This window comes from Citrifermentans bremense R1, from assembly GCF_000426865.1.
In the GTDB taxonomy this organism is placed as follows: domain Bacteria; phylum Desulfobacterota; class Desulfuromonadia; order Geobacterales; family Geobacteraceae; genus Geomonas; species Geomonas bremensis.
Genome location: NZ_AUGE01000049.1, coordinates 1 through 15,358, shown reverse-complemented (window position 1 = coordinate 15,358; position 15,358 = coordinate 1). Strand labels below are relative to the sequence as shown.

The 15,358-nt window shown below is 56.2% G+C and carries 15 protein-coding genes; 8 read left to right on the top strand and 7 right to left on the bottom strand.

Annotated elements, in window-relative coordinates:
• Positions 1-31 precede the first annotated feature (31 nt).
• The 3 genes from K419_RS23685 to K419_RS0118080 all read right to left on the bottom strand — a co-directional run bounded on the left by K419_RS23685 (position 32) and on the right by K419_RS0118080 (position 1,282).
• A complete protein-coding gene (locus K419_RS23685; RefSeq protein WP_156912242.1) occupies positions 32-202 on the bottom strand; it encodes a hypothetical protein in 171 nt (56 codons plus the stop codon).
• A gap of 65 nt (positions 203-267) precedes the next feature.
• Positions 268-516: a hypothetical protein gene (locus K419_RS0118085; protein WP_035497481.1), complete on the bottom strand. Its 249-nt coding sequence runs from the start codon at positions 514-516 to the stop codon at positions 268-270.
• Between the two features lie 115 nt (positions 517-631).
• Complete coding sequence (locus tag K419_RS0118080) at positions 632-1,282, bottom strand: hypothetical protein (RefSeq protein WP_026842794.1); 651 nt, start codon at positions 1,280-1,282, stop codon at positions 632-634.
• A gap of 237 nt (positions 1,283-1,519) precedes the next feature.
• On the opposite strand from K419_RS0118080, the gene K419_RS0118075 reads away from it, so the two are divergent.
• The 6 genes from K419_RS0118075 to K419_RS0118035 all read left to right on the top strand — a co-directional run bounded on the left by K419_RS0118075 (position 1,520) and on the right by K419_RS0118035 (position 8,654).
• The gene (locus K419_RS0118075) at positions 1,520-1,864 is read left to right on the top strand and encodes a helix-turn-helix domain-containing protein (protein ID WP_051293097.1); all 345 of its coding nucleotides are present in this window, start codon (positions 1,520-1,522) and stop codon (positions 1,862-1,864) included.
• Positions 1,865-2,243: 379 nt separating this feature from the next.
• Positions 2,244-2,672, top strand: coding sequence for a MarR family winged helix-turn-helix transcriptional regulator (locus tag K419_RS0118065; RefSeq protein ID WP_026842792.1), 429 nt, complete (start codon positions 2,244-2,246; stop codon positions 2,670-2,672).
• Between the two features lie 13 nt (positions 2,673-2,685).
• Entirely contained in the window at positions 2,686-3,402 is a 717-nt protein-coding gene (locus K419_RS0118060) for an SDR family oxidoreductase (protein WP_026842791.1), read from the top strand.
• Between the two features lie 1,619 nt (positions 3,403-5,021).
• Positions 5,022-7,445, top strand: coding sequence for a methyl-accepting chemotaxis protein (locus tag K419_RS0118045; RefSeq protein WP_026842788.1), 2,424 nt, complete (start codon positions 5,022-5,024; stop codon positions 7,443-7,445).
• Positions 7,446-7,736: 291 nt separating this feature from the next.
• Entirely contained in the window at positions 7,737-8,366 is a 630-nt protein-coding gene (locus tag K419_RS0118040) for an acetate uptake transporter (RefSeq protein ID WP_026842787.1), read from the top strand.
• A 66-nt stretch (positions 8,367-8,432) separates the two neighbouring features.
• Positions 8,433-8,654 (top strand): hypothetical protein, encoded by a 222-nt coding sequence (locus K419_RS0118035; protein WP_026842786.1) that lies wholly within the window; start codon positions 8,433-8,435, stop codon positions 8,652-8,654.
• A 22-nt stretch (positions 8,655-8,676) separates the two neighbouring features.
• Here K419_RS0118035 and K419_RS0118030 read toward each other — a convergent pair whose 3' ends face one another.
• Both K419_RS0118030 and K419_RS0118025 read right to left on the bottom strand, forming a co-directional pair.
• Entirely contained in the window at positions 8,677-9,138 is a 462-nt protein-coding gene (locus K419_RS0118030; RefSeq protein ID WP_026842785.1) for a hypothetical protein, read from the bottom strand.
• A gap of 296 nt (positions 9,139-9,434) precedes the next feature.
• A complete protein-coding gene (locus tag K419_RS0118025; RefSeq protein ID WP_026842784.1) occupies positions 9,435-12,170 on the bottom strand; it encodes a phosphoenolpyruvate carboxylase in 2,736 nt (911 codons plus the stop codon).
• Between the two features lie 191 nt (positions 12,171-12,361).
• Here K419_RS0118025 and K419_RS23915 point away from each other — a divergent pair, with 191 nt between their 5' ends.
• Complete coding sequence (locus K419_RS23915) at positions 12,362-12,520, top strand: hypothetical protein (protein WP_198013126.1); 159 nt, start codon at positions 12,362-12,364, stop codon at positions 12,518-12,520.
• A gap of 182 nt (positions 12,521-12,702) precedes the next feature.
• Here K419_RS23915 and K419_RS0118015 read toward each other — a convergent pair whose 3' ends face one another.
• The gene (locus K419_RS0118015; RefSeq protein WP_026842783.1) at positions 12,703-13,074 is read right to left on the bottom strand and encodes a pyridoxamine 5'-phosphate oxidase family protein; all 372 of its coding nucleotides are present in this window, start codon (positions 13,072-13,074) and stop codon (positions 12,703-12,705) included.
• Positions 13,075-13,278: 204 nt separating this feature from the next.
• On the opposite strand from K419_RS0118015, the gene pdxR reads away from it, so the two are divergent.
• The gene (pdxR, locus tag K419_RS0118010) at positions 13,279-14,673 is read left to right on the top strand and encodes a MocR-like pyridoxine biosynthesis transcription factor PdxR (RefSeq protein ID WP_026842782.1); all 1,395 of its coding nucleotides are present in this window, start codon (positions 13,279-13,281) and stop codon (positions 14,671-14,673) included.
• A 159-nt stretch (positions 14,674-14,832) separates the two neighbouring features.
• On the opposite strand, the gene K419_RS0118005 is transcribed toward pdxR, so the two are convergent.
• Complete coding sequence (locus K419_RS0118005) at positions 14,833-15,309, bottom strand: peroxiredoxin (protein WP_026842781.1); 477 nt, start codon at positions 15,307-15,309, stop codon at positions 14,833-14,835.
• Positions 15,310-15,358: the final 49 nt, after the last annotated feature.

Sequence of the window (15,358 nt, the reverse complement as noted above, 5' to 3'; positions counted from 1 at the left end):
GGTCGCAATCCCAGCGGAATGCCGGTCGCGATCACGCCGGAACAGCGGTCGCAATCAGATCGGAATGCCGGTCGCAATCGACCGGAATACGCATCACCAACAACTTCAAGAACACCGTAAAATACATCACGCTAACCGTTAGAGCACCGAGGCGCATAAACGTCATCGCTAAAGAAATTGCAGACAGGAATACCCACATCATGAATTACCTCCTATTCTGGTGTTAGTGTTTTGATACTGCTATGCGGTGTGTGTGGTGGGGGGGGCCTAGAGGTCACGGACGATTTGCCAGGTATCAAGCCCTATGTTGATATATTCCCACTCATCTAGGTAATGATCGATGGCGTTCCTGACTTCTTCCCGGGCCAAAAAAAGTTCAGCTTCAGACAAGGCTAGGGCCTTTTCTCCTAGTCGCTGCACTATCGCTAGAAGGATGTTCTCCATAGTGATCGTGAATACAGCCTCTGAGGGGTTCACGGTTCTCGACAGTTGCGTGATTATATCTTGTTGTCGCATACGGCCTCCTTTTCTGTTTCGATAAATAAAAAGCCCCATTGACCGGAATGGCCAAGGGGCTAGGAAACTGAGATAGTATTTTTGATTTAAAAGCCAATTAGCGTATCAAATTTTGCTACTGTGAAATCCTTGTCTGCCTAAATAGTACTAAGGCACTGGCAACGTACAAAACAGTTGCCATCATTGACACCCATGGACCTGCGCTGATTGATATAACCGTCATATGGTCGTCATATCCATACCTGTTAACATATTTGTCATACAGATTACACACAGATACCACTAATGATAATGCTGATATCGGAGCAAGTATTTTATAATTCAACTCCCTTTTAACCAACATAAACACAATTGGATAAATATAAAAGAACATAAATACTTGAATATCATCACTCCTAATGTAAGTGTATGAATCATATATTGATAACGTATATTTTTTTACTGGCAGCAAGAATGACGTTAGCATAATCATAAAAGAGGTGGCAGCTAACAACTCAGCTCTGTTATAACTATGATAAATCTGCAAGCATATTGTGATTATTCTATTATTGCCAGACTCCACGTTTACATTATTCTTTGATTTTTCTTTATAACCAATTAGAACTCCAGAGATCAAAACTACTGATCCAATTATTACAAACATTTGTCTATTGCCTAACAAGTGCATATTAACCACATTTGAGCCGACAAGAGATACTTCCATATTCATCGCATATATAACAATTAATGTTCCTACTACCATCAAAACTCTTCCCGAAAACGTCATTTGATCCCCTCCTTTTAGATTTATAGTTTCAAGCGGTGTCCTTACCTTGTCGGCGCTCTTTCTTAGTGGAGTTGTCTAGCTCAACATCCCGCCCCTCTATGATTACATCCTAATAATTTATAATTTCTGATCACAGCTATATGCAGCCAATAGGCTGTATTGTCAATACCTATTAATCCGGTTAAGGTGTGGTTAGCGTAATGCTGAGTCTGTATCCTTTGCGAAAAGGGTATGGCTATGAGCAAAGTTCTTGACAATATTGAAATAGGCCAAAAGCTCAGAGAGTTCCGGCTCCAGGCGGGGCTTACGCAGGAACAACTTGCGGAAAGGCTAGGAATCACATTTCAGCAGGTCCAAAAGTATGAGCGTGGCGCGACCAAGCTTAATTTGGTCAAGTTGCAGCAGGCAGCAGAAGCATTGAAAATTCCAGTTTCTGCCTTTTTCGAGGAAGGAAATTTTTCTGCTTTCCAACTTAACCCCAATGAGAAAAAGCTACTCACTCTCTTTAGGGCAATTAGGTCGGAACGCTACAGAAGCAGTATACTGGACATCGTTGATGGCTTAGCAAAAGTAAAAGATTGACCCCCAACAACACCTGCAACCGGGTACAACTGAACTACTGCACCTGCTTCGGGAGCAGGGGGTCGGAGGTTCGAATCCTCTCATTCCGACCATCTAAAACAAGAGCCCTCGGCATTAGCCGGGGGCTTTTTGCGTTATGGCTCCGGTCCTCCTCCGGTCCGCGCCAAAGATTCCTCTCCGCGCCTCGCCTCTCTCAATCAGCCCAGCGACACCACCTCAACCGTCCAAACGCCCCTCCTCCGCCTACGCGGCGTCCGCCCCTCTTCGATCGTCCTCCCATCCCAGAGGTAGGAATAGAGATCAAGGTAGTGCCAAGAGATTTCCTATTGACATTTGGTTGTCACACTTACTACAATCACAACAACTACAGGAGCGAATCATGGACTTTTCCCTAGAAACATCCGTTGGATTCACCGTTTACAGGACTGCATTAACACTCCAGTTGGAGATGGCCCGTCGCCTAAAGCCATTTGACTTGACTCCAGTGCAATGGTCAGTCCTCACCCGGCTAGCTGAACAAGATGGTCTGCCTCAAAAACAGGTCGCAGAGACCACATTCAAGGATCAACCTACGACTGGGCGTATTTTGGACCGCCTGGTTGAAAAAGGGCTGGTACGGCGGGATGGAAATCCTGGTGATCGTCGAGGCTTCCTGATCTTCCTGACAGAAGAAGGCCGTTGTCTACGTGACCGAATCGTCCCGGTGGCGACACAGATGAATGAGGATGCCAGCAACGGTCTCTCTTTCGAGGAGAGGAAGACCCTCCTCGGACTTCTTGCAAAGGTGCAAGGTGATTTCAACCGCTAAAAGGAGCAGAAACATGGAACTGCGAGATCAAGTAGTACTTGTAACAGGAGCAAATGGTGGAATTGGTAGCGCGTTAGTCTCGGCCTTTCTCACTGCTGGAGTGAAAAAAATTTACGCTGGCACGAAAAACAAGGGAACGCTTCCCGGAGGGCTCGGTGACCCGCGAATCACGCCAGTCGTAATTGATATTGCCGATCCTTCGAGTGTTAAAGCTGCTGCTCTTGCGTGCCCCGACGTAACGATACTCGTCAACAATGCTGGCATCAATCTTGGCAGTTCTCTTTTGGATGCGCCGATTTCCGCACGAATGGAATTCGACGTCAACGTTTTCGGCACCTTGTCGATGTGCACGGCATTCGCGCCGGTCCTGAAAACAAACAGTGGGGGCTGCATCGTCAATATTATCTCTATCCTAGCAATGGTTAGCATGCCGTCCAATGGCACATACTGCGCATCCAAAGCTGCTTTACACTCCGTTACACAGGGGATGCGTGGCTCTCTCGCCGAGCAAGGAACAAGGGTCATAGGAATATACCCTGGTCCAGTTGCAACACGGTTAACTGAGGGGTTAGAGATACCAAAGGCCGCCCCTGAAAAAGTAGCCGAGGAAGTCGTTGCAGGACTCCTCGGTGATTGCGATGAAGTCTATCCCGATGACATGTCGAAAAATGTCAGTCAAGGACTAGCCGCTAACGCCAAAGCGGTTGAACAGCAATTCGCTGCCTTCTAGCTCTTAATGTAGCACAATGCTGGGATGGCACGCTGGTCTACCCCTGCGGGAAGCCCACCGGAGTATACCGACAACGTTCTCAAATAATGTGGGAGAAGCCGCAAAGGCTTCTCCCACCTAAGCTCCCTACCACATCACATATCACCACATCACGTTCCTACGTCTCCGGTGTGTTTTCTTCGATCCAGCGCGAAATCATTGCAACAATAGGCTCCCCCTTACGCACCGACTCCAACTTCAGCCTCGTGTGCAGGCTCCGGGGTAGCTGAAAGCTGACCTTCGCAGGCCCACGAGGGGACGTCCACGGCCTCCTTTCCGTTTTTCGGGGACGGCGGTTTCCCAGCTTCCCCAATCCTATGTTCTTTCCGCCTTCCCGTGTTTCCCCTGCTTTCCGGCACATATCACCTTTTTGGCGGTACCGCTCCGCCTGTCCCCGTGCCGGCGCGGAAAGAGGGAAAGAGGGGACGTCCATTCGATCATGCGTTGCGAGATTCATGCTCGTGTGGCGCCCTTCTCAGCATGCCCAGACAAGCTCGCATAGACGCGCCCGGTGCGCTGCACCATATCATCTGCCGCGGCATAGAACGCAAAGCGATTTCCGTGACGATACCGACCGAAACGCTTTTCTCTCCAGGATCGGAACTACTTTCAACAAGACCTCCACCCAGTGCTTTGCTTGGGCTCTCCTGCCTAACCACTTCCATGCAGGCCTCTTGCGCTTGCTTCCGGCGCAGGGGGGATGTCATCTTGAACCGGAAAAAGATGAATTTGAAACAGAATCGTGAAATTTAAAAAATTTATCAAATCTGGAAAAAATTTGACGAATTTGATTCCGAATTTGACGAATCTGGATACGGATTCGATGAATTTGAATCGGAATTTAACGAATTTGGATACGGATTCGACGAATTTGGGTCGGAATTTAACGAATTTGGATACAGATTCGACGAATTCGAGTCGGAATTTAACGAATTTTATTCCGAAAACGAGAAACTCAATTACACCCGACCTCCGACCGGGAAACTGCCTGCTATACGCCATCCTTTGTTGACACTCCTCCTCATCGACAGATATTCCCGCAACTCGAACCTCGATAGACGACAATACTCAACCATCCGTGATGGATGGCGCGGAAAACACAGCCAAAGTCAACGACCAGGGGGTACTGGGAACTTTGGGCGGCGGCGGTGATGCCACCGGGTGTTGCGGAGAGCTTGGCCTTTCGGCAATCGAAAAGTGGTCAAAGCGACGCCACATCCTCCCGGACCTGGTCTGCGCGTCTACTCGCAACGTGGTGGGCGAGAAACTCGTCATAGCTGCTGGTTTTTTGCGGGCCGAGCGCGTTGCTAAGACAACGCCAGGCAACAAGTTCAAACTATTGCAGAAGAACTGAGGGTTTAGCGCGGCGACTGCCTTCTCCTGGGCTTCCCGCAACTGGAACCGCGCAATCATTTTTGGTCCAGGCTTTTTTGTCTTGAGCCGGAATACTCCATTTCGCCTCACCGCCTTCGAGAATGCCACATCCGCTTCCTCTTAAGAAACCGACGATCACCACCGATAACCGTATGATGCGCGTGGAAATAGACAGACGCAATCCCACGCTCCAAAGGAGCCTTTACGTGACTATAAAAGCAAAACTGATTTTGAACGCATGCATTGTCCTGGTTGCTGTCGGCGCAGTTTCAGTCAGCAGTTTCTTCAGCATGACCTCGATCAAGGGTAAACTTTCCTACCTCACCGAGAAGAGCACCCCCTACCAGGTCAGAACTGTCGAATTCCAACGCGCACTTCAGGGTGCGACCGCGGACCTGATCAAGGTAGGCGCGGCACATGACGATCTCGCATATGCCGCGGCCAAAAAAGAGGCGGAGAAATCGCTTGAGGAGGTCCAAAAGACCCTGGAGCGGCTGGAGAAGATCTCGGGGGAGAAACTCGAAGCATCGGCCGAATTAAACGGTATCGCCCAGGAGCTTTTTTCCACCATGGCTGCGAAGCTTAAATCGGAAAAGGAATCCGGTGAGGCCCGTGCGGTCATCGTACAGAAGGCCCAGGAAGCCAACGGGAAGATCCGGGAGTTGGAGAACAAGGTCCGGTCGCTGCAGCAGTCGAGTTCCGCCGCCTACTCAAGCGCCAACGAGGATGCCGACAAGTTGTCCAAGAAGCTCGCCAGCATCGAAACGCTGAAGGTCTCCCTGAAGGATCTGCAGTTCATCTTCTACGACATACTCCGCACACCCGAAAAGAAGGCTTTGCACGATCGTTTCGCGGGGACGCTGACCAGGATCCAGCAAAACGGCAACATCAAGAATAACAAGGCGATAGGATCGGGATTCGCCGATTTCCTGGCCAAGGCCAACACGGCTATCAAGGCACGTACGGAGGGGGCGGACCCGCGCCAGGTCGACGCCCTCCTGAAGGAGCCAAACGCCTCGCTTTCAGAGATGTGGGACTTAATTGAGGACGAAGTCGACAAATCCCAGCTCCAGGTCAGCAAACTCTCCGCCCGGCTTCCGGGCTACGTCACCAAAGCAAACGCCGCCGTCAACGTTCTCTCCACCAACACCGAGATCGTCTCCTTAGGCAAGTCCCTGGAATCCCTTTCCAGTCGGCTGTTTCTCGCTACCAGCGAAAAGGAGCTCGACGCCATTGCCGCCGACTTCGGCCAGCAATACCAGAAGCTTGCCGTGGCGGAAAGGTCGGTGGAGACACTTATAAAAACGGCAGGTACTGCGCAGGAAACAAGGATACTAAGGGAGGCTTCACTCTCCCTGGCGGGGATCAGGGACACCGTCTTCATGCGCAACGGCATTCTGGAGAAGCTGCACCAAAAGATGCAACTTGAGGCGAAGGCGGATAGCGCCGCTATCAAGCTGCGCGACATCGTCTCGAAACAGGCGGAAAAAGGGAAGAAAACTGTGTCGGTGGCCCAGGAAGGGCAGGAAGTTGCCATAGGCACGGTCAACCGGACCATCCGCTACAGCATGACGCTTATCATCCTCATTGCCCTCGGCTCCGCAATGATCGGGACCCTGGTGGGGATGTGGATCTACCGCAGCATCACAGGGCCGATCCAGCGCCTCATCACGGTCGCCGAAGAGGTCGCCGAGGGCAATCTTGCCGTGGATCTGGCAGCCACACGAAACGACGAGGTGGGGCATGTGCAAAACGCCATCAGCAGGATGCTGGTGAGCATCAGGGGCGTGGTCAAAAGTATCGGGGAGGCCACCGACACCCTTGCCGGCAGCTCGGTAGAGATGGCAGCCACAGCTGGCACGCTGGAGACCGGCGCGGAACGCCAGGCAAGCAGGGTGGACGGATCCGCCGCCACCATGGCCCAGATGAACCAGACCACGATGGACATGGCTAAGAACACCGCCGACACAGCCAACGCCGCCGACACGATGAAGGCGATTGCCGCGGAGGGGAAAGGGGCGATGCAGCTTACGGCCGACGAGTTGCAGGCCTTCGCCCAAAGCTTCACCGAGACCGCAGTTATGGTTGAGGAACTGGGCGGCCAATCGGCGCAGATCAGCGAGATCGGCACCCTCATCAGGGACATCGCCGACCAGACGAACCTGCTGGCCCTTAATGCCGCCATCGAGGCCGCACGCGCCGGCGAGCAGGGACGAGGATTCGCCGTCGTCGCCGACAGCGTGAGGGAGCTTGCGGAAAGGACAGCCACCGCCACCGCCGAGATCACCCAGACGGTGAAGAACATGCAGGTGAGCGTCGGGCGATCGGTTGCCAAGATGAGCGAAGAACGGGAGGCGGTGGGGACCATACTGACACGCGTCAACACGACCGTCGGGGCCATTGAGCGGATCGCACAGTACGTGGATCAGGTTAACGATATGGTGCGAAGGATCGCCACAGCCACCGAAGAACAGTCTGCCGCAAGCGGCGAAGTTTCTGAGAACGTCGAGGAGATCGCCCTGCTGACGCGCGAGGTCCGCGCCTCGTGCAGCGGCATCAGGGAATCCTCCGACGGACTTTCCCGGCTTGCCGGCGAACTCCATGGCATGGTCGCCTGGTTCAAGGTGTAGCAGAGGGAGTTTCGCAATTTTGCGAAATCAGGCCCGATCCGGCCTGATCCTTCGAACTAGCTAACTTACCGCCTTTTTCACCTACCCCCGCGCAAGAGTGAAAAAGAGTTTTCGCAATCCTGCGAAAACGGCAGGAGCAGGAGCCCTTCCCTTGCCATGCCAACTCCTTGTTTTTACGATGTTATATTTTGAATACACAGAAATATAACATTGGTATGTTCATTGCTTCCCGTTAAGCCGGCAGCGAAATCCACATATCGCGAAGCAAAATTTGAACAATAGGAGGATGTAATGAGTAACCTGAAATTGGGAAATCCTGCAGTAGTCGGCCTCGCCGGCTTCGGAATGACGACATTCGTGCTGCAATGCCACAACCTGGGATGGTGCGGTATCGCCCCCGTCCTCTGGCTCGGCCTCTGCTTCGGCGGCACCGCCCAGCTCGTCGCCGGTTTGATGGAGATGAGGACCGGTAACAACTTCGGTTTTTGCGCCTTTACCGGTTATGGAGCCTTCTGGATTTCCCTTTGCCTGATGATCATCTTCGGGAAGAACCCGACCCTGGTCGCCTCCTACCCGACCCTGGCCTTCAACGCCAACGATCTCGGGTTCTACCTGGTCGCCTGGACCATCTTCACCTTCATCCTCTTCATCGCCTCCATGAAGCATAATGCGACATTGGCCTTCATCTTCCTCACCCTGCTGCTTGGCTTCATCGGTCTCGACGTCAAAGAATTTACCGGCAGCGCCCTTGCCGGGACCTTTGCAGCTTACGACCTGCTGATCTGCGCATTCTCGGCACTTTACCTGATGGCTGTCGCCGTATATGCCGAATCCGGCATCAACCTTCCCGTCGGCGAGGCATGGATCAAGGACAAGGCCCAGGCCGAGGAGGCCGTCGCCACCAGCAAGGTCACCGCATAGATACCCTCTGCCAAGGGAGGCGCAACGCGCCGCGCAGGCAGACAAAATGATAAAGAGAGAAGGGCCATGGCAACCGCATGGCCCTTTTTCTTTGGCATGAGCTCAATACCGCAGATCGAATGCCTGCAAAACGCGGTGCGCGTGATCGGGCGGCCTCGAAGACCGGTGGTCAAACGCCGCCGGGCTCCTGGAGACGCCTCGGAATCAAGCGGGAAGAAAAAAGAGGGAGAGGATGTCGCTCATGGCGAGGAGGCTGGGCTAGCCGCCGGGACTATAGCCGACCAGTAAAGAGCAACCGGGACCGGCGGGATTACCACAGATAGATGGATTTATTATCGAAGCGGTCGCGATTGAAATAAAGGAAGACGTTCAGCAGCAGGAACAAGACGAAGACCGAGAAAGCGTTGATGCGGTAGTGGTAGTCGGGAACCATGGCACCAGAAGCAGTCATGATCTGCTGGACAGGGAGCAGAAGCAGGTTGGAGATGCCACTGGCGCTTTCCAGGAAGTTATAGGCGATGAGCAGCCAAAGGGTGAGCCTTTGCCGTTTCAGTATCCCTACTATGAGATACAAAGAGACGACGGAGTCGACAAAAATCATGGATTCGCTGGCATCTCCTGTGTATATCTTCCCCATAAAGGGATAAGGCTCGCCAAGGTGGGAAAGAGTGAGGAGCATGCAAAGGAGGTAGATGCCGATCAGGGGGGTCAGCCTATAGTCTCTCCTCCTTTCATCCGGCGATGCCACGACCTTCTGATCCGTTTGTTTCAAGCTGTCCCCCGTTTATCCAGCGCTTGCTGCAGGATCGATGCGTCTGCAGTCTGTCACAAATACACGATCATGTCACAACGCCGCTCACCCGATACAGCAAAATCAGCCTAGGATCTTAAATAAACCGTTGTGATACTAGCAGGAGACACGGTTTCATGCAATATGAAGTTCACCGTCAACCCCTAGTCCAGGAAAACGCTTCCGCCGCCTTTCTGTACTCAACTCCCCTCCCACCCCGCCAGCAGCAGACCGGCGCCCCCCTTCGCGCGCTGTCTAACTCCCTTAGCCCCAGACTTTCAGCCGGTGGTGCCCAGGCCTGCGGCGATGGCGTTTATCGTCTCCAGGAGCCGGAACAAGAGTTCCTCGCATTGGGCCCGGTTTTGCTGCGTCTCGGGGCGCCGCCACTGGCGCAGCAGGTCGATCTGACGGTCGTGCAACACCTTCAGGGGTTCCTCGCGCCGCGCCAGTGAGGTGTACACCGAGGCCCGGCGCTCGGCGAGCGCTCCGCCGTAGATCTCCTCCAGAATTCTCGTGGTGCGCAGGTATTCCCCTTTCAGCAGCGCGAAGATCGGGTCCCTCACCGTTTGGTCCAGCACCAGACCGGCGTATGCCTGCATGATCTGGAGGTTGGCGGTGGCGATACTGGTAGCGGTATTGCTGATGATGTAGTGCAGCGCCGTCCAGGACTGGCTGTGGCCGGCCAGCTCGCGAAAGGATCTCTCGTCCTCGTTCAGCAGCTCTTCCAGCGCAAACCCCACGCCGTACCACCCCGAAAGGAAATAGCGGGCCTGGCTCCAACTGAAGACCCAGGGAATGGCGCGCAGGTCGGCAAGTGTTGCGGACCTGCTGCGGCGGGCGGGACGGGATCCGATGCTGCTGCATTCGATGGCGTCGATGGGGGTCGCCTGCCGGAAAAACTCGATAAAACCTGGCTCTGCCAGCAACTGCTCGTAGGCGAAGCGGCTACGTTGCGCCAGCCGGTCCATGAGCGATTCCAGCCTCTCTTTGGGGACGGCGGGGTGGCGCGGCGACTGGGTCACCACTGTCGTCCCGGCAAGGAGCAGCTCCAGGTTGTAGGCCGCGTTGAGGGGGTTGGAGTACTTCTGGGAAATCACCTCCCCCTGCTCGGTGAGCCGGAGGTCGCCCCCGGCGGAACCTTCCGGAAGTCCCCGCAGGAAACGGCTGGTGGGACCGGCCCCGCGGCTGATGGTGCCGCCGCGACCGTGAAAAAACCGCAGCCGCACGCCTAAGCGCCGGGCGGTTTCCAGCATCGCCTCCTGACCCCGGTACAGGCTCCACAGGCTCGCCAGGATTCCGCCGTCTTTGTTGCTGTCGCTGTAGCCGACCATCACCTGCTGTACCGGTTGGTCGCCATGCAGATGCGCCAGAGTGCGGCGGGTGGCGGGATGGACCAGGAAGGCCTCCAATATGGCGGAACTGCCACGCAAATCGTCGATGGTCTCGAAAAGCGGCACCACCGGGAGCAGGCAGACCGCCCCTCCCTCCCCTGCGGCGGTGAGACCGGCCTCCCTGGCCAGGAGGTAAACGACCAACAGATCCGAGACACTGCGGGTCATGCTGACGATCAGGGGACCGATGGCATCGGTGCCGTAGAGGGCTATGTGGGCGGCGAGGACGCGGAAGCACCCTAGCACCCCCTCCGCCTCGGGGCCCGGCTTCGCGTCGGCGCGGACAAAGGGGCGGGGGGAGGCGAGCTCCTGGTCGAGGAAGGCGAGGCGCTTTTCCTCGCTCCATCGCGAAAAGCGGTGATCGGAGATGCCGGCTGCGGCCAGCAGTTGGTCCACGGCCTTGTCGTGGTAGCTGCTGTTTTGACGGATATCCAGGCTTGCCAGGTGGAAGCCGAAGACCTCGACGGTGCGCAGCACCGGGACCACGTCGGCCAAGGCGAGACGGGAAGCCCCGGCGGCTACCAGGCTGTCCCTCAAAAGCTGCAGGTCGTGGGCGAGTTCGTCGCTGTGGCAGTAGCGTGTCCCCATATCGCCGCAGAGGATCTCCTCCTCCCCCGTGACGTCGACCGGGAGCCTTGCCTTGATCAGGTTCACCATCTGGCGCCAGGGCTCTTCGGGGTTGCGCCTGAGCGCTTCGCTCCCCGCCGGGCCGGAGCGTGCCGCGAGTTGGTCCAACCGTCTTTGCAGATCTGCAGAGGGGTGGATCAGCCGGCGCGAGAGGCTGAGCCTGCTCCCCAGTGTGGTGAGCTGGCCGTGGATCAGCATGAGCGCGTTGAGCCTCAGTTCCTTAAGCGTCGCCTCCGTCACTTCCGGCGTCACCAACGGGTGCCCGTCGCGGTCACCCCCTACCCAGGTGCTGAAGCTTATCCGGGGCAGCGCGGTGGATATAGGGGAGATGGCGCCCGCTAAACCGGCCTCGGACCAGGCGCGGCAGATCCTCTTGTCGAGGATCGGGATCGCCTTGGGAAAGATCTCGCGCAGGTGGTAGATCATGCTGGCGAGCTCGTTCAGTACGTGCGGCTTCTCCAGGTGGATCTCGCCGGTGCGCCACAAGCGCTCCAGCATCGCGACGATATCGTCGCGGATGTCGTCCTTTTCGGCGGGAGTCCAAACTGTATTCTCGCGCTTAACCAGCAGCAGGTACAGTTCATGAAGATGCCGCAGCACCGAGGCGCGCTTCGCCTCGGTCGGGTGCGCCGTCAGCACCGGCTCGACGCGAATCTGACCGAGCCTTGCGGCAAGCTCCTCTGCGGTCACCCCGCTCTCCTTGATCTGCTCCAGGACCCGCCCCCAAAGCCCCGGCTCCGCCACGAGTCCCTGTTCGGTTTCCAGAGCCCGGCGGCTTTGGACGGCGAAGTTCTCTTCCGCCATGCTGAGGAGCTGGAAAGCTATGGACCAGGCCCTCACGAAACGACAGTCGACGCCAGGCGTGAGGGAATCCGCCCGCGGCAGACAGGCGGACAGTTCCTTCTCCTGAAGCCCCGAGAACATCTCGGCGAGGCAGTCCATCAGGTAATCGAGGTCTCGCTGCAACTTATCCGGTGTCTCTTTGCTGTCCTGCATGATGATGCCTCCTTGCCCGCAGCCAAGCCCTCCGCCTCGGGCGAACAGGTAGGAATCATATCGTAAATTCAGGAACTGCACATCGCCCGGGCGCCCCAAAGACAGCTCCATCCTGCGACTGCGTCCGCGCTTGTTCATGTGAATAGGGTTATGGTAAGGTCTTATTAGGAGGGAAAAGCAGGAGGTTCATTATGACAACGCTTATCCTCATAATCCTGGCGATCATAGCCATCGTACTGACGATATGGTTTTTGACCATTCCGGCAGAAGTGGTAGCCGGCACTTTCAAAGCTTTTCGCCACGGGGATTGGAAGCACCGTAAACCCGGCCCTCCTCGTGTCAGCGGCTGACCGGCGGGACGTAGCAGGTTCCAGTGAAAAGGCCCTTGGCACGCGCCAAGGGCCTTCGTTATTTCTAGAGTGGAAAGTAGAACTGGAAAGGCAAATGCCGCTGTGGATGCCAATCGTGCAGGGATGGCCGCATGTCATCTCCCCCTTCGGCATCTAGTCGGCCATGCCTTGATCCCGGCGCCTTAAAGCGTCTGGGTAGCCGACTCTACCGTGACGACCAACGCCCCCCTGGCCCAGGCGTACTTCGCCTTGATGGTGTCGAAGTCCGGCCCGGACGAGACAAAGGCTGCGGTCCCCTTGAGCAGGAAGCCTGTTCCCGGCCCCATCTTCCCCGCTACTTCGTGGCTGCCGACGGTGAGCAGGACGCGGTTGTCGCGCGCGAGGTTGGCCTCGGTACGATGCATGTACCCTGCAGGAATCAGGAGGCATCCCTCCCGCGGCAGCTGCAGGTAGCTGTTCCAGGTGTTCACCAGGTGCGGCCCATCTTCGCCCTGGGTAGCAATGGCTACCACGCCTGGATGCTTAATTACGTCGAGAAGTTTTTCTGAAAACATGTGAACCTCCATTTTTTCTGTTTCGTCTGCTGCTGATTCGTTGAGGCGAGGATGTCTGATTGTCCTCTCCTTGTGGTACTGCCCCCTGTTTTTACCTACGGATCCACCCGGACGACGGGTGCAGATTGCGTTTGACGCAAATATGGTCGCTGCATTACACTGCCGTGGTTGCCGGAAACCCTCTGCCTATGGATCTGGAGCCTTATGTTCATCCTGGACCATCACAGCAAGCTGCCGCTGTACACGCAACTTTATGATCAGATGAAAGCGAGCGTCCTCTCCGGGAAGCTGCCTTCTCACTCAAAGCTGCTCTCGGTCCGGGAGTTGGCCGCCGAGCTCTCCATCAGCCGAAACACCGTCGAAAACGCCTACCTTGAACTCTGTGCGGAAGGGTACATCTACAGCAAGCCGCGCAGCGGTTATTTCGTTTCCGCGCTGGCGCCGGATGCCCTGCCTTTGCCGTCGCCCCGCATAAAGGAGCAGCGCGCCCACCTCCCCGAGCCGGAGCCCAAGGGAAGCATCGACTTCCACCCCGCGCGGCTCGACCCGGACACCTTTCCCACATCGTTATGGCGCAGATGCTTCCTGGACTCATTGCGCCAGAGTCGCAGCGCGCTGGTACAGTACGGCGACCCGCAGGGGGAGTTGGAACTACGGTGCAGCATCCGGCACTACCTGGAGCGGTCACGCGGAGTGGCCTGCGCCCCGGAGCAGATCGTCATCTGTTCCGGGCTCCAGCAAAGCCTCGGCATCGTGGCGCAGATCTTGAGAGAGCGGCGGCCGGCGGTGGCCCTCGAAAACCCGGGCTTCCACCTTCCCAGGTCCATTTTCCGCAACCACGGTTTCGAGACAGTTCCCATAGCTGTAGGCTCCGGCGGCCTCGACCTCGATGCCCTGGAATCGAGCGGCGCCACCCTTGCCTACGTCACGCCCTCGCATCAGTTCCCAACCGGATGCGTGATGCCCATCGCCAACCGGCTCAGACTGATCGAATGGGCGAATGCGGGGGACCGGCTGGTGATCGAAGACGATTACGACAGCGAGCTTCGCTATCACGGCAAACCGATTCCCTCGCTGCAGGGGCTGCACCCCGACGGGAACATCGTCTACCTCGGAACCTTTTCCAAGGTGCTGTCGCCGGCTTTGCGCGTCAGTTACCTGGTGCTGCCTTACCCGCTGCTATCCGCCTATCGGCGGCTTTTCCGCGACTATGCCTGCACCGTCTCCCTTTTGGAGCAGGCGACCCTTGCCCGGTTCATGGAGCAGGGGGACTGGGATCGGCACTTGCGGCGGATGCGCACTCTCTACCAAAAGAAGCACGATGCCATGCTGCGGGCGGTCGAGACCCATTTCGGCCGCAAAGCGCTTGTACTCGGACAGGGTGCGGGACTGCACCTGGTGCTGGAACTCTCCCAGCACGACCTGAGCGAAAAAGAACTCATCTCCCGAGCCAGGAGCAAGGGGATCGAGCTATTTCCCTATTCCGCCACCTGTGCCGAAGAAGGGGGCAGTTGCAGCAGGGTCGTCTTGGGCTTTGGCGGCCTAAAGCCGGACGTCATAGATCGGGGCGTCGAACTTTTAGTCCAGGCATGGTACTGATGCAGGATACGGAGAAACTGTACTGAAATAAAGGTGCAGTTTCGAAGATAATCATGGGGTCAGATGGAGCAAGAGGGGGGCTCTCGACAGGGAAAGGCCCCCGAGGTTCGTCCCAGGGAGCCTTCGACGCTTCGCCCTCACTTTGGCCTAGACCTGACGCTACCTTCCCTTGGCCAGCATCTTGAAGAAATCCAGCACCTTGTCCGGATGTTCCGATGCCTTGGGAATCTTGGGCCAGTGCTTGATCACCATCCCGTCGGGGGAGATGACCACCGTCGAGCGGATGCTGCCTATGGTGGTCTTTCCGTACTGCTGCTTCTCCCCATAGGCGCCGTAGGCCTTCATCACGGAAGCATCCGGGTCGGAGAGGAGGGTAAAGGGGAGATTGAAGTCGGCGCTGAATTTCGCGTGTGATTTGAGCGAATCCTTGCTCACCCCTACCAGCACCGCGCCCAGTTGCTCGAACAGCGGCTGCAGTTTGGCGAATCCGACCGCCTCTGCGGTGCAGCCGGGCGTGTTGTCCCTCGGATAGAAGAAGAGGACCAGGATTCTTCCGGCGTAATCCTTGAGAGTGTGGGGTTTCCCATCGCTTCCCTGCAGGGAAAAATTAGGTGCGGGTTGTCCTTCCAAAAACATGCGTCCTCCTGTCTGCTTTGCTTTATAGATTGGGCGAATTGGCGCAGCA

Excerpts from the sequence above, each read along its gene's own strand:
- K419_RS23685 (WP_156912242.1), bottom strand. The coding sequence starts at position 202 with ATGATGTGGGTATTCCTGTCTGCAATTTCTTTAGCGATGACGTTTATG.
- K419_RS0118085 (WP_035497481.1), bottom strand. The coding sequence starts at position 516 with ATGCGACAACAAGATATAATCACGCAACTGTCGAGAACCGTGAACCCC.
- K419_RS0118080 (WP_026842794.1), bottom strand. The coding sequence starts at position 1,282 with ATGACGTTTTCGGGAAGAGTTTTGATGGTAGTAGGAACATTAATTGTT.
- K419_RS0118075 (WP_051293097.1), top strand. The coding sequence starts at position 1,520 with ATGAGCAAAGTTCTTGACAATATTGAAATAGGCCAAAAGCTCAGAGAG.
- K419_RS0118065 (WP_026842792.1), top strand. The coding sequence starts at position 2,244 with ATGGACTTTTCCCTAGAAACATCCGTTGGATTCACCGTTTACAGGACT.
- K419_RS0118060 (WP_026842791.1), top strand. The coding sequence starts at position 2,686 with ATGGAACTGCGAGATCAAGTAGTACTTGTAACAGGAGCAAATGGTGGA.
- K419_RS0118040 (WP_026842787.1), top strand. The coding sequence starts at position 7,737 with ATGAGTAACCTGAAATTGGGAAATCCTGCAGTAGTCGGCCTCGCCGGC.
- K419_RS0118035 (WP_026842786.1), top strand. The coding sequence starts at position 8,433 with ATGGCAACCGCATGGCCCTTTTTCTTTGGCATGAGCTCAATACCGCAG.
- K419_RS0118025 (WP_026842784.1), bottom strand. The coding sequence starts at position 12,170 with ATGCAGGACAGCAAAGAGACACCGGATAAGTTGCAGCGAGACCTCGAT.
- K419_RS23915 (WP_198013126.1), top strand. The coding sequence starts at position 12,362 with ATGACAACGCTTATCCTCATAATCCTGGCGATCATAGCCATCGTACTG.
- K419_RS0118015 (WP_026842783.1), bottom strand. The coding sequence starts at position 13,074 with ATGTTTTCAGAAAAACTTCTCGACGTAATTAAGCATCCAGGCGTGGTA.
- pdxR (WP_026842782.1), top strand. The coding sequence starts at position 13,279 with ATGTTCATCCTGGACCATCACAGCAAGCTGCCGCTGTACACGCAACTT.
- K419_RS0118005 (WP_026842781.1), bottom strand. The coding sequence starts at position 15,309 with ATGTTTTTGGAAGGACAACCCGCACCTAATTTTTCCCTGCAGGGAAGC.